Consider the following 19734-nt stretch of genomic DNA (forward strand, 5'->3'; position numbering starts at 1 on the left):
TCTCCCCGTAACGCTGAGTCCTCAGTGCATTAAAATTTGGGTTTTACCGGGTAACATCAGATCCATATCAATAAGCAAGCAGATCTGTCTGCTTTTCCCTCTTCCTTAAATCTAAAATTAGATATTGGGGGATTTATGACGACATCTTTTGATTTCAATCGTGCACCGTTTAACAGCCTGAATACTGCAGAGCGGGATCGTGTTGCTGCAGCGCTGGATGTGGCTTATTACGCGGCCGGATCGGTGATTCAGCAGCAGGGTGATGTGGTGGATGCCTTGCTGGTGGTGATGAAAGGGCTGGTCAGGGAGGCGGGCGAGGCTAGCTTTTATGGCTGCTTTGATGTGCTCGATAGCAAGTCGCTGCTTAGTGGCAAGGCCTGCTGCACTTTGCATGCGCAAGAAGACACGTTGCTTTGGCATATCCGGCGCGATGTGGCGATGAAAATCAGCGATGCCAACAGCCAGTTTGCAGCGTTTTTTTATGCCGATGTGGCGCGTAAACTGGCCGCGCTCAGCCAGCCCGTGCAAGAGCTGCAGCCTAGGGTGGGTGATGCGGTCTTGCACACGCCTTGCTGGCTGGCAGAAACTGCCACGGTGATGGATGCGGCGCGGCTGATGAAACGCGCGCACAGCCGGGCGGTGTTGGTGAAAGAGGGCTCAGGGGTAGGAATCTTTACCCAAAGCGATTTACGTAATGTGGTGGTGGATGGGCTGGATGCCAATCATGAAGCCATTTACCGTCACCTTAAGCGCCCGCTGATTTGTGTAAAAGCAGAGGACGATCTGCATCACGCCATGCTCTTGATGATGCGCCATTCGGTGCAGAGGCTGGTGGTGCTGGAGGGCGACGAGGTTTGCGGCGTTCTGGAGCAGATCGAGCTGATGTCGGCTTTCTTTAATAACTCGCATAACCCACGCGGCATTACCGCGCAGATTGGCCGTGCTCATCATCCTGATGCGCTTTTAGCGGCGGTGAAAAGTACGCAGCAATTAATACGCACACTGCACGGCAATGGCATGAAAATCACCCTGCTGGCCGAGCTGGTTGGGGAAATTCGCCAGCGTTTATTCAGCCGCTTGTTTACCCTGCTGGCCCCGCCAGAGATGCTGCCGCATGTGTGCCTGCTGGTTTTAGGCTCGGAAGGGCGGGGAGAGCAGATTTTAAATACCGATCAGGATAATGCGCTGATTATTGAAGACGATTATCAGCATCCAGATCTGGAGCGTGTTTGCAGTGAATTTAATCAGCAGCTGATTGCCTTTGGTTATCCGCCTTGTCCCGGCAGGGTGATGGTTTCTAATCCTTTATGGCGGCAAAGTGTGTCGGGCTATAAGCGGCAGATTAATGCATGGACCAGCAGCGCCAGCAGTGAAAATGTGATGCATATGGCGATCTGGCTGGATGCACGGCCTGTTTGCGGGCAGGTGGCTTTGTTTGAGGGCTTGCGTCAGTATTTGCAACAGGATTTAGGCGATAACGCAGCGTTTTTATCGCGTTTTGCTTTTCCGGTGGAACAATTCTCCCCGCCGATTAATCTGTTTTCTAGGTTGATTGCCACGGCTGGGCCGGATAAGGATGCGCTGGATATTAAAAAAGGCGGCATTTTCCCTGTGGTGCATGGTTTACGTAGCCTTGCGCTGCAATATGGGGTGGAAGAGAGTAATAGCTACCAGCGCATTCAGCGTTTAAGCGATATAGGTCATTTAAACGAGCGCTTTGGCCATGATTTAGCCGAATCTCTGGCGTTTTTGCAGGGCTTGCAACTCAAAGCAGGGTTGATGAATCAGGCCATGGATAAACCGGTTGATCATCTGATCGATCCTGCGGCTTTAACCACGCTGGAGCGCGAGTTATTAAAAGATACACTCTCAGTGGTGAAGCAATTTCGCCAGCTGATCAGCCATCATTTCAAGCTGGGCATGTTATGAGTGGCGTCACCTCAGGGCCTGAGCGATTAAAAGGCACGCTGTCGGTGGTGAATAAATATGCTCAGTGGTTCAGCCATTATTTCAAGCAGGGGATGTGATGAGTGGCCTGATGGATTATTGGCAGCGCTGGCGTAGATCGCGCAGCCTAGCGCTGGCCAATCCGGCGTTTGCCTTTTTGTGGGATGAGGCCCCGGCTGATGAGTACGTGAGCCTTGATTGCGAAATGAGCTGCCTTGACCCAAGGCAGGCAGAGATTTTAAGCATCGCCGCCATCCGGATAAAAGGCTCGCGGATTATCGTTTCAGAGCATCTGAAATTATTGGTGAAGCCCGCAGGGCAGATCGATCCGGCGAGTATTGCTGTGCATGGATTGCGGCATCAGGATGTGCAAGAAGGGCTACCAATAGAGCAGGCTCTGGTGGCCTTGCTGCACTTTGTCGGGCCCCGGCCCTTGGTGGGTTATTACTTGGAGTTCGATCTAACAGTGTTGGGCCGCCTGCTTAAACCCATGCTGGGCGTCGCTTTACCCAATGCCAGTATCGAGGTGTCCGGCTTGTTTTACGACCAAATGGTAACGGCGCATCGCCCCGATGTAGATCTAAGCCTGAGCCATATTCTGCAAACACTGAATCTGCCCGATTTGCCCCGCCATGATCCGCTGAACGATGCGCTGCTGGCGGCGATGGTGTTTTTAAAATTGCATCGCCAGCCCGCTGTTTAATCCCCGCGTCTATATCTCAATAGCCTTCCCTTATAGGCACTGCCATCGTGCAAAGGGGTATTGATCAGGGTTTCATCAAGCTGAAAACCATGCCCGGCCATCTGGCGGTTGAAGGCGCTGCGGTTGCCGCGATTGGGATCAATAATCAGCACTTCGGCACGAGCCGCAGCATGTAAATCTATAAAGAGTGCAAGGGCCGCAGGCTGGTTGCGCTCGTACAGAATATCGCTGCCAATGATGAGATCAAACTGCCCTAATTCAGGATTGGCCCTGTCCCAGTTGCCGGTGCTGTATTTCAGCGCAGGCAGGGTATTGAGCTGCAGATTGGCATTCAGAAACGTTTCGGTTAATGGGTGGCAATCGCTGGCGGTGATATCGCCATGCCTGCGGTGCACCACCATGCTGGCCAGTGCAAGGCCACAGCCAATTTCCAGAATCCGTCTTTCTCCAAGGGTATATGCCTGCATTAAATCGGCCAGTTTTTGTGCTGAAGGCCAAACCAGACCAAAGAGTGGCCAGCTGGCTGCAGAGATACCTGCATCTTCGGCTTCACCTTCGGGATCGAAATACTGCTGAATATCGAGCAAAGAGCGAATATTTAAATTTAAACCACCGGCAACGGCAATATCTTGGGTTTTGACTTGATAGCCCAGAGGGGCGAGATGGGGCATGGGGGCCTTTTGCAGGTGCGGCGTAGGATGCTTTTCGAACCGACGCAACACTTCAACAAGAAGGGTTTTGCAAGAAGGATTAGTATTCGGCGGGGCAGGTACATGAGTTAGGGGAATCTGATGCTAACACTCATTGGCTAATGCAGTACTTCATTCTGGCAATAAAGGTATTAGGGACATTATGGGGTGGTGCTTTGTTTGCATATTGCTTACATTGCACTGTATTTGTTCATTTTCTGAGTAAGCAGCTGCTGTGAATCGTATGTATTCCTGATGCTATTTTTCTGTATTTTATGCGCTTTGTTTTTATAAGTTTTATGCGGAAAAACTCATACATCCGGGGTTAAATACGGCTACTCTTACGTCTCAATCCTTCTCCTTTTTAAAAGGGTGACGCCCATGGAAAAGCTTGGTTTTCGAGCCAAAATAATGCTGACAGTGTTGGGCTCTTTATTTGTTATTTTAGGATTGATGCTGTCTGTGCTGGCCTGGAATACGCGGCAGGAAATGAGCGCCGAGGCTTTGAGCAGCGCAGAGAATATGGCAAAGCGCTATGCCTTATTTGCGCAAACCGAGCTGGAAAAACCACTGGGCCCCTTGCAGACACTGGTCAGCGGATTGGAAAGCAGCAAGCAGCACGGCCTGTTGCAGCGTAATCAAACCAACAGCCTGCTGCTGCAGGCATTAAAAGATAATGCCGATCTGTATGATCTGTGGCTGATTTATGAGCATGGTAAATTTGATGGCAAAGATGCTGAATTTACCAAAGACAAAACGGCTTATCCTTCAGGGGCTTATGCGCCATGGGCTTTGCGTAAGGGCGAAAAAATAGAGCTGATGGAGTACGCCTACAGCGAAGGAATGGATGAGGCGGCTATCCGCAAATGGGAAGAGGCTTATTACGGCGGAGCCTATTACACCGCGCCTAAAGCTTCTGGCAGGCAAACAGTCATTGAGCCCTATGTAGACAGTGATACCAAAGTCTTAATGATGTCATTTGCTTTGCCTTTGCAATATCAGGGCCAGTTTTTAGGAGTGGCGGGCAGTGATATTGCAATGGGTGATTTACAAAAAACACTGAGTCAGGTCAAAGTATTTGAAAGCGGTTTTATCAGCTTAATCAGTGCGGGGGGGCTCTATGGCAGCCATCCAGATTCCGCGCTTTTAGCCAAGCCTGTTAATAGCAGTGAAATACCCGCCAATGTATTGGCAGAGGTTCAGACGGGCAAAGCTTTGCATATTGACAATGGCGGGTTTATTCGCTTTTTTATGCCAATTAAATTAGGGAAAAGCGGCACAGTCTGGAGCCTCGTTATTAATGTGCCTACATCCGAGTTTTATGCGCGCTCTGATCGTTTATTACGGATGTCATTTTTAATTGGTGGGCTGGGATTGATTTTATTATCCATTATTTTATCTGCCACGCTGAGTTATTTAACCCAGCCCATTTTGCGATTAAATCAGGCCATGATGCAATTATCTGCCGGAGATGCTGATTTAAGCCATCGCTTAGAAGTCAGTAGCGGTGATGAAATTGGCCGTACTTCGCAGGCTTTTAATCTGTTTGTAGCGTCTTTGGCAGAAATGATTGGTATGGTTAAGCTGCAAGTTCAAGAGCTGAACGTGCAAATTGCTCAGCTGGTTGGCCATGCGGATACGGTAGCACAGGGCTCAACAATGCAGGCTAAGGCGGCTGAGCAAACGGCTGGAGCGATTGAAGAAGTGTCAGTGGGGATTAATTTAATTGCCGAAAATGCGCTTGCCACAGAAACCATGAGCCATGTTGCTGAAACCAATGCGCGTCAGGCCGAATTTGGTGTGCGGGCCACTTCCGGTGAAATTGCTAAAATTGAGGCGGTGGTCAAGGCGCAATCTGTATTGATGAATGGTTTAAGAGGGCGCTCAACAGAGATTTCAAACGTGGTTGGTGTCATTCGTGGCGTAGCAGATCAAACCAATTTACTGGCTTTAAATGCAGCGATTGAAGCCGCCAGAGCGGGTGAGCAGGGGCGGGGCTTTGCCGTGGTGGCCGATGAAGTCAGAAAGCTGGCAGAGAACACCAGCAATGCCACGCTGGATATTGGCAAAATGATTGCGCTGATTCAGGATGAAACAATGCAGGCGGCGCAAGGCATGGAGCTGGCTTTACAGCAGGTGGAAGAAGGCGTTGAGCTATCTAGGGAGGCGGCTGATCAGATTGCTGAAATCACTGCGGGCACTAATAAAATGTCGGAAAGTGTTCATCACATTGCCAAAACAACGGCATTGCAATCCAAGGCCACCGAGGATATCTCATCCAATGTGGATAAAATCAACATCATGGTGCACGACAATAACCAAGCTTTGCAGCAGGTGCGTGATGCAGCCAGAAACTTAAGTGATCTTTCTTCTGATTTACAAAAAGCAGTGGATCGCTTTAAGGTTTAAGTGGATCATACCTGTTCATCATCTTGTTTTTTGCTCAAAAAGAAGCATGCCAGTTCTGGCGTATTCATAAATGCTTCATTGAGAAAAGCTATGATGAAGATGAACTTTGTTGATTGGACAGAGTCCGACTAATTGCCCCAGAATACAGCGGGTTTAATTTTTTAAAACATTAGGAGCATCAGCATGGCCGTACTCGTTGGTAAAAGCGCACCAGATTTCACCGCAGCAGCCGTTCTCGGTAATGGCGAGATCACAGAAAGCTACAACTTTAAGGCAGCAACCGCTGGTAAATACGCCGTGGTGTTCTTCTATCCACTCGATTTCACTTTCGTTTGCCCATCCGAGCTGATCGCTTTTGATCACCGTCTGGAAGAATTCAAAGCACGTAATGTAGAAGTAATCGGCGTGTCGATCGACAGCCAGTTTACTCACGCTGCATGGCGTAACACTCCGGTAGAAAAAGGGGGTATTGGCCAAGTGGGTTACACCCTAGTTGCCGATATCAAGCACGAAATTTGCCAGGCTTTTGATGTAGAGCTGGCTGGTGCTGGCGTTGCATTGCGCGGCTCTTTCCTGATTGATAAATCAGGTGTGGTTCAGCACCAAGTGGTAAACAACTTGCCACTGGGCCGTGATATCAGCGAAATGCTGCGCGTGGTAGACGCACTGCAATTCACAGAAGAGCACGGTGAAGTTTGCCCGGCTGGCTGGAACAAAGGTAAAGCAGGGATGAAGGCAGATGCTGCTGGCGTTGCTGACTACCTGGCTAAAAACGCTAAAGATCTGTAATAACTAAAAAGTTTTTTATTTAGTCTAAAAAAATCCCCCACTGGCCTTGTGCCTGCGGGGGATTTTTTATGTCTTTTGAAGCTTATGATTGTTGTGAAGTAATAATTTCTAGCCGCTGGGCAATATCTCTAACAGAGCTTGCTTGCTGCTCGGATGCCCCGGAAATTTCGCTGATCAGATTACGCATCGCGCTTACATCCTGCACGATTCGTACTAAAGCTTTTTCTGCACTTATGGCTTTTTCCTCGCCAGCTGTGACATCTTTTTCGCCTGAATTCATGGTGCCGACTGCACGTTCGATTTCCATTTGGATGGAGTGAATCAAAGCGCCAATTTCGGCTGTGGCTTTGGCGGTGCGCTCGGATAATTTACGCACTTCATCGGCCACCACTGCAAAGCCCCGACCGGTATCGCCTGCCCGTGCTGCCTCAATGGCGGCGTTCAGCGCCAGTAAATTGGTTTGATCGGCGATATCTTTAATCACGCCTACAATCACGCCAATTTTATCGGATTGGGTGTTGAGCTGGCCAATGACACCGGCGGTGGTGCGGACTAATTCAGCCACATCGCGCATACCGCGCACCGCGCCCTCCACTACAACTTGCCCTTCATTGGCGCTGTCATAAGCGCTATTACCTCTGTTGCTGGCTTCGGCCGTAGTATGGGCCACTTCATCAATACTGGTGCTGACTTCTTCCATGGTGGCGGCAATATATGAAACCTGCTCGTGCAGCTCATTGGCCTTACTGGCTACGTTTTTCTGAAGCTCTTCATGCTTTACTTTGCTGGTGATATCTTCCCAGCAGGCCAGATAGCATTTTACTTTGCTGGGGTCGGCCGTATCCCAGATAGGGTAAGCTTTGGTACGCAAAGTAATGCTGCCCAAGGGAATATCAGCCACGTGAGTGGCATTTTTTGCGCCACTGCCCAATTCTTGCAAAATGCGCCGAACACGCTCCGGATTATGGTGAAACCGGTGGATAGAGCCGCCATGTGCCGTGGTTGGATCTGCCCCCCGTAAAACTTGCGTCATTTCCTGACGATATTTTTCAAAAACGACTTTGGCGGTTTGATTAACATAAAACACATTGTTTTCATGGCTGGTATCGCAGAGCAAGATCATATTATCCACATGATCAAGAATTGCTTTCATCGTATCGAGTTGCACATCTGCTGTGTTTTTTGTTTCTGTTTTTTGAGTAAAACCAAACATAAAATGATCTCCTTGGGAGACAGATTGAAAGCAGATGCTTGTCATCTTTATAGAATGGTTTTGATTAAAATCAATTGTCGTTAATTCAAATAAGGCGGGGGCGGTTATATCTGGATGAATGGTCTGTTTTTCAGCGTAATGCTTTAACCGTTTTCATCTAAGGATGAGTCGTTTCTGAAATAGAAGTAAAGGCTTGCAATCGATATAGATTTAATTCAGAAAGGATTAAGTCTTTGCTGAGTAAATTGGGCCTGTTGCGGATATGGCTGGCAATAGGCCCAATTTTGCTGACAGTAAACTAAAGAATTAATATGTTTAATTTGCAGGATTAGGGCTTTGTTTATGAATCGCTTCAATCGCTGCATCTAATTCTGGTGTAATCACGATATCCAGACTGCCGATATTTTCTTTAAGCTGGGCCATGGTGGTGGCACCAATAATATTGCTGGCTACATACCAGCGGCTGCTGACCCAAGCCAGCGCCATTTGTGCTGGCGATAAGCCATGAGCGCGGGCGAGTTTTACATAGGCTTCAATTGCGCCAGGTACGGCGGGCTTTAAGTAACGCGCACCAAAATTGCTAAAGCGCGTCATCCGGCCAGCCGCTTGCGGGTTGTCAAAGTACTTACCTGAAAGCAAACCAAACGCCAGCGGGCTATACGCCAGCAGGCCCACATCCTGACGATGGCAGGTTTCAACCAAGCCATTTTCAAACTGACGGTTAATTAAATTAAATACATTCTGAATGGTGGCAATGCGTGGCAAAGACTGTGTTTGTGCTACATGGCAGGCTTCCATCACGCCCCAAGGTGTTTCATTGGATAACCCGATATGACGCACTTTACCGGCTTGCACCAGCTCATTGAGCGCTTCAAGCTGCTCGGTAAAATCCGGCGTATGGGCAGGCTCTTGCTTGGGGTCGTAATAGCTTTGTCCAAACATGGGCACATGGCGGGCAGGCCAGTGCAACTGGTACAGGTCGATATAGTCGGTTTGCAGGCGCTTTAAGCTGGCATCGCAGGCCGCATGAATCTGCTCTCGATTAAGCTGCGGCCCGCCGCGTATCCAGTCCATTCCACGGTTGGGGCCGGAAATCTTGCTGGCCAGAATAATCTTGTCGCGGTTTTGCTTAGCCAGCCAGCTGCCTACATAGCTTTCGGTTAAGCCCTGAGTCTCCGCTTTGCCGGGTACCGGATACATTTCGGCGGTATCAATAAAGTTGATCCCAGCAGCCACTGCGTAATCGAGCTGCTCGTGCGCATCGGCTTCGCTGTTTTGCTCGCCAAAGGTCATGGTGCCAAGGCAGAGGGCAGAGATATTTAAATCGGTTTTGGGTAAAAGGTGATATTTCATAGGGCTAGTCTCGTAAGGCGTTTGCGGTGCACTGTGCTGAGTGTCTGATCTGCGGGAGTGTAAGCATTGGCACAAGTTCATGGCACCCCTTCAGCGCCATGACTTGTGCAGATACTTATTGTGCGGGAGGCTGGTGTACAGCTTACTTCACCGGGCTTACCCGGTAGCCTTGATCACGCAGGCTTTGAATCAGGCCAGTTTTGCCTGGCAGATGCAGGGCACCTACGGCAATAAAGGCATTGCCTTCTTTTAGCTTGTCACCAAGACGCTCGGCCATGCGCGGGTTGCGGGCTTCCAGTAATTGATTCCGCCATTGGCTGAGCCACGCCTGATCCACCATTTTAAAATCGTCTTGTGCGGCATACTCAGCAAGGCCATTGATATCTTGTTTCAGGTATAAATCCAGAATCTTCTGATAGCTTTTTTCAAGCTCGGCCTGCTGATCCAGCACGGCGTAAAGCAGCTCGATTTGTCTGTTTTCCGGAATCGTTTCAAAAAGGCTCAGCTGCTCATCCAGAGTTTCCAGGCCGGAATAATCCTTTTGTCCTTCAATCGCCATTTTGGCAAATAAAAGATCAAGCGGCATCTGCCCAGGCTGGCGTACCGGCGTCATCAGCAGCATGGCCGCGGCCCAAGGCTTTAGCTTGGCGGTAGCGACTTCCGGATAGCCGCGCGCTTCAAGCGCGGGTAAAAGCTTCTGGTAATGTTCTTTATCGATAATTTGCGCAAGCGATGGCTCTGGCGTCAGCATGCGCTTACCCATTTCCATCATCATGCCAAAATCGAGGCGAATTTCTGTCACCACTTTTTTGGAAGTCTCAAAAGCCGCTTCGGTTTTAGGGCTCAGCTGAGTCACGCGCGGATCGCCCACATGGGCGGTGCCGTAAAGCCAGGAAGCAGGTGTTCCTTTTTTCTCGATTTTCCATAGCAGGCTGTTGCTGCTTTCTGCTTTATTGCTGGCTGAAACTGCTTTACTGACGGCAGCATGGGAGAGGGGGGCAAGCAGGGTTGAGGCGACGGTGACGGCAATAATCAGAGGGCGAAATCGAGCAAGCATCCAAGTCTCCAGCAATTTTTATGTTTGGATTGCCAGTATAAAGCGAAGCGGCGGCAGATGCCTTAGTGAAGCGCAGAGTCCTGCGATTTCTTTAGCTTTACCAAGGGTAATTTGATTGCATTCAGAAAGGCTGGCGGCTATTTGTTTGTCATTATTCTTTTGGTATGCTGACAGCTATTTCACAGCATGAAATCATTCAGGCCACAGCAAGTCATTGCGTATAAATTAGTTATGCACTGGCTGATGGCTGCCATCGTTGTTATCACATCAGAGTAAGCATGCAAGCAAATAATACTTTACTAAAAGCGTTCAAGTACAAGGCATGGGCAAATGCGGAGCTTCTTTCCTGCGGTGAGCAGCAGCTTCATTTGCTATCGGATGATGATTCCATTTTCTTTGCCCGTATCCTGAACCACACCACCGTTGTGGACAGCCTTTTTATTAGCCGCATATCGGGCAGTCCAGAGCTGTATACCAATAACAATACCCCTGAAACACCTTCACTTTCTGAGCTAAGAGAGCGGATGCAGCAGAATGATGCTTGGCTGGTGGGTTTTACAGAAGCGGTTAGCCAGAATGAGCTGGGCAGACAAATTTGCTTTCAATTTACAGATGGGGATCAGGGGCAGCTTTCTGTTGAGGAAATTCTGCTGCACCTGTTAACCCATGGCAGCAACCATCGGGGCATGGCTGCCCGGGTTTTGGCGGCTCAGGGGCTTGAGCGCCCTAAAGACACCTTTACCCGATACCTGCATCAGGCTGAGCCCTGGCGGCGGGATAGGCTTGAAAATTCGTAAGTGGAAATGGTTTTGCGAAATATGAGCGGCAGGGTACACATTCATCAGCAACAACCACAGATTGCAAATCGACGCGTTCTTTTGGCTCTGGTGATTGCCGCTTACACATCACAGAAGGCAGAGCGACATGAAGCAGCAAGTAGAAGCAGTCGGTATCGTTGAAGCAGTGCGCCCCCATACTGAAGACGATTTTTGGGGAGGGGAAGAGTCTTGCATCTCGCTGTTTGAGCCTTTTACTGCCGAAGCTTTACAAGGTCTGGTGGACTTCTCTCATATTACTATCGCTCCCTGCAAGCCCTTAGCGGCATAGATTTGCAAGTTTTTTCAGGCATGCTCGTCCACCATCAAAGCCCGGCAGTCAAAGGCAGCAGGGCTTTTTTGCAGTTGCATAAAAACAATTTCATAAGTGCGCAGGCGAGTAGGGGCTTTGACTGCGCGCGCTGGCAGAAAGCACCGGTCAGCCTTACAAACCGGCCACCATCGTAAGCAAACAGCCACCCAAAGTTGCAGCCAAAAGAATGGCCCAGTAGGCGGTTTTGCTTGTCTTTCTGACTACCCTGGCGTGGTACTGGCTAGGCTGTAGGGATGGAAGCGGATCACTTCGACACCCAGCCATTTATTCAGCTCCATCAGCCGCGCCTGCAGCGGCAAGACTTCATTCTGCGCAATGGCTTGGTGTAAATCTCTGCTCAATCTGATGTAATATATTCGAATGAAATTATTAAGGCTGTGCCCAGCATGGTATTTCATAGTGCGAAGCGTTTTTAATACCCCAACGGTGGTGGTTTATCTGTCACTTTAGGGTGTCTATATTTTCTTAGACTACAAACTGGTAAATCCTAGCTCTCACTGGTCCCAGAAGCACAAACGTCAACCGTGGAGGCAACAAACGTGTTTGGAAACTTATTCAATTGGAAAGCGCGAAGGGAGGAGAAGCAACAAAGGAAAATCGCGGAAAAGCTAGCTTTGGAAACGTTGCTTGAATTCGAAAATGGCACGGTATTAAGCAATTATTGCCCAAGCTGTCATGGAAAAATCTCTCTGGAAAAAGGTGAATCTTTCTTGTCTGCAAGCTGCCCATGCGATCTGTGCAATATAACAATGGTGGAGCTGAAAAATTAATATCGAGCATCTTGGAAATATATCCCAAAAATCAAGGACTAGGCTCGAGGTGTTATTTCTCTTTCACGAAGTGGAACCCTCTAAAATCGTTTTTGGTGCTCGTCACCCAAGAAATAATAAGGAATGGTCTGCCGTGGGCATCTTTGCCCAGCGAGGTAAAAATCGCCCCAATCGCATTGGCAGCACGATCTGTCCTCTTGTGCGTGTGTAAGACACAAGGCTGATTGTTGCTGAGCTTGACGCAATTAATGGCACGCCGGTGCTTGATATCAAGCCTGTCATGATTGAGTTTTTACCTCGCAAAGCAGTGCTTCAGCCAGCTTGGTCGCACGAACTTATGCGGGCGTATTGGTTAAAGCAAGACCCGCAAGATAGCTTGGGCTAAAGTTTTACCCGCCCAATATTTCTCCTCAATACTCTGGTTTCACGCTTCGAGTTTGGCTCAATCAATCCCAATTAAAGTCTTTACCGCATCCACATACTGATCAGCATGGGTGCGTGCTTTGCTGGATTGGCGAAGGGCCATATTCCAGCGGGCAATGACTACTTTGCAGTTACTTTCATTGGATTGCTGTATTTCTTCAATTAATGATCTGGCCATAATGCCGAGGCAATGCTGGGCGCTTTCTACCATCAGCTTTTTGGCCTGCTCAAGCAATAGAGGGTCGATGCTGAGGGGGGTGATTGATGGCGGAACAGGTGGGGCGGCATGTGCAGCAACAGGCGCTACTGCTGCCTTGGCATTGATTTCTTCCTGCCGGGCTGTGTCTTTTAATTGAATAAAACCAAGGCCAACTAATTCCTCCAGCCTAGCTGAAAGCTCAAATTCAGCCAATAGCACGGCCAGCTCGCTGCTGGATTTTGTGCCGTCAATTAAGATCAGCAAGCGGCGTTGTCTGGCCGGAAGGCCTGAGCTGCGCTCGGCTATCTCTTTTTGACCCTGGGGCGTTTTGACATAAATGCGATCAAGCAGCTCACTTGAAATACTCATGGATCACTCCCCAATGTCATATAGCAGCCAGAATACCAGCGGGGTATTACAGTTTTTAGAAGGCTGGAAAAATAGACGTAAGACTGTGCGAAGCCGGCTGACTGCCAGCCGCTGCTTATTTAAGGAGAAGAGCAAGAATCGGGTCGCTCGCTCTATTTGGGCTTTGTATGCTTGAGCTTGATTTCATGAGGAGCAGAAATGATGAATTTCCAAGTTCAAGCACTGGCAAGAGCGCTATTTCAGCCGTTTTTTGCAATGGATAATGCCCAGCTCGCTAGCCATGGCGCAAGGCGCGTCATCCCCGATAAACCCTTGGGCTATCCTTGCCGGGTCAGCCTATGCGATGCCGCAGTAGGGGAGAGCTTAATACTGCTGCCCTTTAAGCATCACCAGGTAGACTCACCCTATCAGGCGAGCGGGCCCATTTTTGTACGTGAAAAGGGCGAAGCTGCTGCTCTGGCAATGAACCAATTGCCTGAGGAAATGGAAGCCAGGCAGATGTCGGTACGCGCTTACGATGCTGAAGGAATGATTAAAATAGCAGAGGTGGTGGAAGGCGCTCGGCTGGCTTTGCGTTTACAGCAGCTATTGCAAGTGCAAAGTATTGCTTATCTGCACTTACATTATGCAGGCTATGGTTGTTATGCCTGTAAGGTGGTCAGGAGTCAGGAGAGTTAAGCGATATGCCTTAAGTGATTTTCTATCGCCAAGCAGTAAAAAAATTTGTCATCTACGCGTGTGTTTATCAGGGATCCAGCGGTGCAGCCGGGTCCCTGCCAAAGGAATGTGGGAGCGACGAGGTTTCGCGTAATGCGCCACCCCGTATTAAGCAAGTGCTTACAGTTTAAAACGCCCCACAATCCCTTGTAAATTCGCTGCCAATTCAGACAAATCTGTCAGGGTGACTCGGGTGTTTTTCAGAGCGATGTCGGTCTCTGTAACCTGATGGTTGATCTTTTCGGCCACTTGGGCGATTTGTTCGGTGGCCATCGATTGCTCGCGGGTGGCGGTGGATATTTCGAAGATTTTGCCCGATACCGATTGCATTTCGGCCTGCATGCTGCCGATGCGCTCGGCGATCACCTGAGCCAGTGCTTGATTGCCGCTTACCATCTCTTTGGTGGCTTGCATTTTGCCTACGGCGTGTTCGGTTTTATCGCTGATTGATCCCAGCATGCGCTCGATTTCTTCGGTGGCGCGGGCGGTGCGCTCGGCGAGTTTTCGTACTTCATCGGCTACTACCGCAAAGCCCCGGCCCGTTTCGCCCGCACGGGCGGCTTCGATGGCGGCGTTCAGTGCCAGTAAATTGGTTTGGCCTGCGATGTCTTTAATCGTGACGGTGATTAGGCTGATTTGCTGCGATTGCTGCGACAGCTCGTGCATGGTGCTGCTGAGCTCTCCTACGGTATCGGCCATTTTATTGGTGTCGTCACGCATGGTGTTAACCGCTTCGGCGCTTGCGTTTGCGCCTGAATCTGCATGGCGCACGGTGTCTTCAACTTGCTGGGTGCTGTCGGCAATATGAGCAATGCTGACGGTGACTTCTTCAATATTGGCAGCAGATGCTGAGGCCATATCGGCTTGTTTATGCGATTCTAGCGATAGTTTTTGCGCCATTTGTTCGATATCGGCCACGCCCCCAGTGAGCTTGCTGGCCTGAGTGCGAACCTGATCAATTATTTTATGTAAATCGCTTAAAAATTGATTAAATGCACTGGCGATTTGGGCTGTTTCGTCGCGGCTGCTGCTGTCTAAGCGTACGGTCAGATCGGCGTTGCCGCTGCTTAAGTTTTGCATCGCAATTTTTAAGCGATTAAGCGGCCGGGTGACTAAATTGGCCAGCCATAGCGATGCCAGTGTGGATAGCAAAATGGCAACCATGCCCAAAATCACCGATTTAAGCAAAATGCTGTTCAGGGTTTCTTTCACAGAAGATAAATTGGCATCAGCCGCTGCAACAATGGTTTCACCTTTGCTATTGGTAAAGGGCAGAAAAATGGTGCGAAAGCTGCCAAATTTGCTGTCGTATTCGTCAAAAGTGCGCTGCTTGCTGCTGATGGCAGCTTGTAATTGCTTGCTGGTGGAATCTGATGGGGTAAGGTAAACCTCGGCATCGGGTTTGTTTTCTTCTTCTGGGGAGAGCGAAGAGAGTACGTAATAGGTTTTGTTATCCCGCTGGATATAGCCATAAATAAACGGCAGGCCCAGCTCTTTGCTGTAGCGGGTAAGCCGCTCTGAAAGCTGGCGCATCTGGTGAAGATCGGCCTGCTCCCTGGGTTTTAACTCTGAATGAAAACCCTCACCTAAAACATAACGGTAGCCGGTGGCTGCGGCGGTTAGCTGGCTGTCAATGGCTTGCAGGGCATGGCTGCGAGCTTGTTGATAGCTGAAGTAGGTAAAAAATGTGACAGTGATTGTGGTTAAGACAATCATGACGGTCTGAATTTTGCCTTTAAGTGTGTAAAACATCTGCATTTTCCTCTATCCAGCTTGTTTATTTTGCTTCTTTTAATTGGGCGGATGGTATTACAAATGAATAAAACAGGTTGAAAAATCTATGGACTATGTAAAAGGTGCTCTCTATTTTTAAAAGGTGCAACCAATTAGGTGCAACCCTAGGGATAGTCCTGACATTTTACGGTGCAACTCAATTTATAATATGCCATCTTGATCAAACAGAATGCGAAAAATGGCCAGCACAACTCTAGGTATAAAGGTAGACGATGATTTGCGGGCGCGGATTAAAAACGCAGCGCAGCAATTAGATAGGACGCCTCATTGGCTGATTAAGCAATCGATTTTTGCTTATTTGCAACAGGTAGAGCAGGGCGGCCGTCCGATGGAGCTGGCGCAGGATGGTGAAGCGCTGCCCGTACTGGATGAAGCCGAAGGCGTTGAAAGTAATCTTCCTTTTCTGGAGCTGGCTCAGAGCATTGCGGTGCAAAGTGTTTTGCGCTCTGCCATTACCTCGGCCTATCGCCGGCCAGAGACCGAATGCCTGCCGGTCCTGATTGAGCAAGCCAAAATGCCAACGGAGCAAATGGCCGGGCAAACACAGGCGCTGGCGTATAAATTGGTGGCGGCATTACGCGCCAAGCGCACTGGCGGCGGCGTTGAAGGCCTGATTCACGAGTTCTCTTTATCCAGCCAGGAAGGCGTGGCACTGATGTGCCTAGCCGAAGCCTTGCTGCGTATTCCTGATCGCGCCACGCGTGATGTATTGATCCGCGATAAAGTCAGCAAGGGCGATTGGCATGCTCATCTGGGCCAATCCCCTTCTCTTTTTGTGAACGCCGCCAGTTGGGGGCTGATGCTGACAGGCAAGCTGGTTGCCACCAATAGCGAGGCAGGCTTGTCTGCTGCGCTGACCCGCATGATTGGTAAGGGCGGCGAGCCTTTGATCCGCAAGGGCGTGGATATGGCGATGCGCCTGATGGGCGAGCAGTTTGTAACTGGCGAAACCATTGCCGAGGCGCTGGCCAATAGCCGCAAATTTGAAGCCCGTGGCTTTAGATATTCTTACGATATGCTGGGTGAAGCGGCTACCACAGCCGAAGATGCCAAGCGTTATTACGCTGCTTACGAGCAGGCGATTCATGCCATTGGTAAGGCATCGGCAGGACGTGGTATTTACGAAGGCCCGGGCATTTCGATCAAGCTTTCTGCCTTGCATCCGCGTTATTCGCGTGCCCAGCAAGACCGCGTTACGGCCGAACTCTTGCCCAGTGTCATTGCGCTTGCCCGCCTAGCCCGCAGCTACGATATTGGTTTAAATATTGATGCTGAAGAAGCCGATCGCTTAGAAATCTCCCTCGATTTACTGGAAGCGATGTGCTTTGACGAAGAGCTGGCAGGCTGGAATGGGATTGGTTTTGTGATTCAGGCCTATCAAAAACGTGCGCCGCATGTAATTGATTATGTGATCGATCTGGCCCGCCGCAGTGGCCATCGCCTGATGATCCGTTTGGTAAAAGGCGCGTACTGGGATAGCGAAATCAAGCGTGCGCAATTAGATGGCCTGGAAGATTATCCGGTCTACACACGTAAGGTTTATACCGATGTGGCTTACCTTGCCTGCGCTAAGAAACTGCTGGCTACGCCGGATGCGGTCTATCCGCAGTTTGCCACGCATAATGCGCAAACGCTTTCTGCAATTTATCATCTTGCCGGGCAAAATTATTATCCTGGCCAGTATGAGTTCCAGTGCCTGCACGGCATGGGCGAGCCTTTATATGAAGAAGTCACCGCGCGTGAAAAACTGGGCCGTCCTTGCCGCGTCTATGCGCCGGTGGGCAGCCATGAAACGCTGCTGGCCTATCTGGTGCGCCGCCTCCTAGAAAACGGTGCTAACAGCTCGTTTGTGAACCGTATTGCCGATGAAAATGTGGCCATTGAAGAATTGATTGTGGATCCCATCGAGCAAGCTTTGGCAGTGGTGCCACACTTTGCGCCGCACGATAAAATCCCTTTGCCACGACTCTTATTTGGTGCAAATCGTTTAAATTCCAGCGGTTTGGATTTATCCAATGAGCATCGCCTAGCTTCACTCTCTGCGGCTCTGCTGGCTGGCGCAAATACCGAATGGCTGGCGGCTCCGATGTTGGGTACGGCAGGTGAGCCAGATGCATCCCGTAATCAGGCAGTTAAAAACCCGGCTGATCATCAGGATGTGGTTGGCCATGTGATCGAAGCCGATGTGACCGAAGTGGCTGCGGCCTTTACGCACGCCGCAAATATCGGCCCGATCTGGCAGGCAACTGCGGTTGCAGAGCGCGCTGCCTGCCTGAACCGCGCCGCGCAATTGCTCGAATCCGGTATGCAGCCGCTTCTGGGCCTGATTGTGCGTGAAGCGGGTAAATCTCTGCCCAATGCCATTGCCGAAGTACGTGAAGCGGTCGATTTCTTACGCTATTACGCGGTGCAAATTGAGCAGGATTTTGCCAACGACAGCCATCGCCCACTTGGCCCGGTGGTGTGTATTAGCCCATGGAATTTCCCGCTGGCCATCTTTATTGGCCAGGTAGCCGCAGCTTTGGCTGCGGGTAACCCGGTGCTGGCCAAGCCTGCCGAGCAAACCCCGCTGATCGCTGCCGAAGCAGTACGCATTCTGCGCGCGGCTGGTGTGCCTGCCGGTGCGGTGCAACTCTTACCTGGCCGTGGTGAAACCGTGGGTAGTGCTTTAATTAACGATGCGCGTTGTAGTGGCGTGATGTTCACCGGCTCTACTCAGGTCGCGCGTTTAATTGCCAGCAATCTAGCCAAACGTCTCGATAAAGAGGGCCGTACTATTCCTCTGATTGCCGAAACCGGCGGTCAGAATTGCATGATTGTCGATTCATCTGCCCTGGCAGAGCAGGTGGTGGGCGATGTGCTGATGTCGGCCTTTGATTCGGCTGGCCAGCGCTGCTCGGCGCTGCGCGTATTGTGCTTGCAGGAAGAAGCTGCAGATCACATCTTGCACATGCTGAAGGGCGCGATGCAGGAGCTAAATATAGGCAAGCCGGATTCGCTGGCCGTGGATGTAGGCCCGGTGATTGATCTTGAAGCGCAGCAAAATATCGCCAGCCATATCGCCGCATTTAAGAGCCGTGGTGCTGAAGTATCAGAGCTGCCTCTGCCTGCGGTCTGCCAGCAGGGCACCTTTATTGCGCCAACGCTGATCGAAATCAATAGCCTGTCTGAGCTGAAGCAAGAAGTCTTTGGCCCAGTATTGCATGTGATTCGCTATCGCCGTGAAGCACTGGATCAGCTGATTGATGATATTAATGGCACTGGCTTTGGCCTGACTTTTGGTGTGCATACCCGCATTGATGAAACCATCGCCCATGTGGTTGAAAAAGTGCAGGCCGGGAATATCTATGTTAACCGCAATGTGATCGGTGCCGTGGTTGGGGTGCAACCTTTTGGTGGCGAGGGTTTATCCGGGACGGGGCCTAAGGCCGGTGGCCCGCTGTACTTGCCACGCCTTCTTTCTCGCCGCCCTGCGCAAACTCTGCCGGGCGACCAAGCGGCGCTTGCTCCGCTGCTGGCTTATCACGATCATTTGCAAGCTCGTCAGGAAGATGATGCAGCTGCACGTTGCAGCCGCTATCTGGCCGGATCTGGCTTAGGTGCAAATATCGACTTGCCAGGTCCTACCGGCGAGCGCAACCGCTACTTGTTGCATCCGCGTGGCCCGGTGCTGTGTATTGCAGCAACGGAGCTGGGCGCAAAAGCGCAATTTTCTGCGGCCTTAGCCAGCGGTAATCCTGCGGTGTTTATTGCGCATCCGGCGGTAAAAACGATGGTTGATGGCCTGCCAAAAGCGTTGTCCGGCGGAGTCTTTGTGAAGCCTTCTATTGCCGAAGCGGGCGTGGTTGGGGCGGTCTTGTTTGAAGGCGACAGCGATGCACTTGCTGAGGTCAACCGCCAGGTGGCAGAAATCGCCGGGCCAATTCTGCAAGTACAAGGCTTGTCCAGCGAAGCCCTTGCTGCAGGCGAAGATTTTGATCTGGCCCGCTTATTAGCCGAGCGCTCTATCAGCGTAAATACCGCAGCTGCAGGCGGTAATGCGAGTTTGATGAGTATTAGTTAAGGGTCGGTTTTCTGTTATCGCGGCTTTCGTAGGTTGTGGTTAGCGGGTTTGCGTCGCCGATTTTTGGCGATGCAAACTCGCGTAACCCAA

Annotated in this window: 16 protein-coding genes; 9 read left to right on the forward strand and 7 right to left on the reverse strand. The window is 50.4% G+C overall.

Annotated features, from left to right (window positions below):
• Positions 1-135: 135 nt before the first annotated feature.
• Together DYD62_RS00925 and DYD62_RS00930 are read left to right on the forward strand one after the other, a co-directional pair.
• On the forward strand, positions 136-1929 hold the full coding sequence (locus DYD62_RS00925; protein WP_115225653.1) for a DUF294 nucleotidyltransferase-like domain-containing protein: 1794 nt from the start codon (positions 136-138) through the stop codon (positions 1927-1929).
• A gap of 97 nt (positions 1930-2026) precedes the next feature.
• On the forward strand, positions 2027-2650 hold the full coding sequence (locus DYD62_RS00930; protein ID WP_115225654.1) for a 3'-5' exonuclease: 624 nt from the start codon (positions 2027-2029) through the stop codon (positions 2648-2650).
• Here DYD62_RS00930 and DYD62_RS00935 read toward each other — a convergent pair.
• Positions 2647-3321: a class I SAM-dependent methyltransferase gene (locus tag DYD62_RS00935; protein ID WP_115225655.1), complete on the reverse strand. Its 675-nt coding sequence runs from the start codon at positions 3319-3321 to the stop codon at positions 2647-2649. The two genes, DYD62_RS00930 and DYD62_RS00935, sit on opposite strands and share 4 nt — an antisense overlap.
• Before the next feature lie 399 nt (positions 3322-3720).
• On the opposite strand from DYD62_RS00935, the gene DYD62_RS00940 reads away from it, so the two are divergent.
• Entirely contained in the window at positions 3721-5748 is a 2028-nt protein-coding gene (locus tag DYD62_RS00940) for a methyl-accepting chemotaxis protein (RefSeq protein WP_115225656.1), read from the forward strand.
• 183 nt (positions 5749-5931) lie between these two features.
• Positions 5932-6537 carry a peroxiredoxin gene (locus tag DYD62_RS00945; protein ID WP_115225657.1) on the forward strand — a complete coding sequence of 202 codons (606 nt, stop codon included), beginning with the start codon at positions 5932-5934 and terminating at the stop codon, positions 6535-6537.
• A gap of 82 nt (positions 6538-6619) precedes the next feature.
• Here DYD62_RS00945 and DYD62_RS00950 read toward each other — a convergent pair whose 3' ends face one another.
• The 3 genes from DYD62_RS00950 to DYD62_RS00960 form a co-directional block, all read right to left on the reverse strand.
• The gene (locus tag DYD62_RS00950) at positions 6620-7750 is read right to left on the reverse strand and encodes a methyl-accepting chemotaxis protein (RefSeq protein ID WP_233702852.1); all 1131 of its coding nucleotides are present in this window, start codon (positions 7748-7750) and stop codon (positions 6620-6622) included.
• Positions 7751-8065: 315 nt separating this feature from the next.
• Positions 8066-9103, reverse strand: coding sequence for an NADP(H)-dependent aldo-keto reductase (locus tag DYD62_RS00955; RefSeq protein WP_115225659.1), 1038 nt, complete (start codon positions 9101-9103; stop codon positions 8066-8068).
• 142 nt (positions 9104-9245) lie between these two features.
• Entirely contained in the window at positions 9246-10160 is a 915-nt protein-coding gene (locus DYD62_RS00960; protein ID WP_115225660.1) for a TraB/GumN family protein, read from the reverse strand.
• A 278-nt stretch (positions 10161-10438) separates the two neighbouring features.
• Between DYD62_RS00960 and DYD62_RS00965 the strand changes: the two genes are divergently transcribed.
• Positions 10439-10957 (forward strand): DinB family protein, encoded by a 519-nt coding sequence (locus DYD62_RS00965; protein WP_115225661.1) that lies wholly within the window; start codon positions 10439-10441, stop codon positions 10955-10957.
• A 127-nt stretch (positions 10958-11084) separates the two neighbouring features.
• Entirely contained in the window at positions 11085-11267 is a 183-nt protein-coding gene (locus tag DYD62_RS00970) for a hypothetical protein (protein WP_115225662.1), read from the forward strand.
• A 242-nt stretch (positions 11268-11509) separates the two neighbouring features.
• Here the strand turns inward: DYD62_RS00970 and DYD62_RS23530 are convergent, their stop codons facing one another.
• Entirely contained in the window at positions 11510-11650 is a 141-nt protein-coding gene (locus tag DYD62_RS23530; RefSeq protein ID WP_165928565.1) for a hypothetical protein, read from the reverse strand.
• A gap of 478 nt (positions 11651-12128) precedes the next feature.
• Here DYD62_RS23530 and DYD62_RS24340 point away from each other — a divergent pair, with 478 nt between their 5' ends.
• Positions 12129-12290 carry an SAM-dependent methyltransferase gene (locus tag DYD62_RS24340; RefSeq protein WP_207916257.1) on the forward strand — a complete coding sequence of 54 codons (162 nt, stop codon included), beginning with the start codon at positions 12129-12131 and terminating at the stop codon, positions 12288-12290.
• Between the two features lie 231 nt (positions 12291-12521).
• Here the strand turns inward: DYD62_RS24340 and DYD62_RS00985 are convergent, their stop codons facing one another.
• A complete protein-coding gene (locus tag DYD62_RS00985) occupies positions 12522-13070 on the reverse strand; it encodes a hypothetical protein (RefSeq protein WP_115225664.1) in 549 nt (182 codons plus the stop codon).
• A 198-nt stretch (positions 13071-13268) separates the two neighbouring features.
• On the opposite strand from DYD62_RS00985, the gene DYD62_RS00990 reads away from it, so the two are divergent.
• Positions 13269-13748 carry a DUF1203 domain-containing protein gene (locus DYD62_RS00990; protein ID WP_115225665.1) on the forward strand — a complete coding sequence of 160 codons (480 nt, stop codon included), beginning with the start codon at positions 13269-13271 and terminating at the stop codon, positions 13746-13748.
• Between the two features lie 159 nt (positions 13749-13907).
• Here DYD62_RS00990 and DYD62_RS00995 read toward each other — a convergent pair whose 3' ends face one another.
• The gene (locus DYD62_RS00995) at positions 13908-15539 is read right to left on the reverse strand and encodes a methyl-accepting chemotaxis protein (protein WP_165928572.1); all 1632 of its coding nucleotides are present in this window, start codon (positions 15537-15539) and stop codon (positions 13908-13910) included.
• Between the two features lie 220 nt (positions 15540-15759).
• Between DYD62_RS00995 and putA the strand changes: the two genes are divergently transcribed.
• Positions 15760-19644, forward strand: a complete 3885-nt coding sequence (gene putA / locus DYD62_RS01000; protein ID WP_115225667.1) for a trifunctional transcriptional regulator/proline dehydrogenase/L-glutamate gamma-semialdehyde dehydrogenase — start codon at positions 15760-15762, stop codon at positions 19642-19644.
• Positions 19645-19734 lie beyond the last annotated feature (90 nt).

Source organism: Iodobacter fluviatilis (assembly GCF_900451195.1).
Lineage (GTDB): Bacteria > Pseudomonadota > Gammaproteobacteria > Burkholderiales > Chitinibacteraceae > Iodobacter > Iodobacter fluviatilis.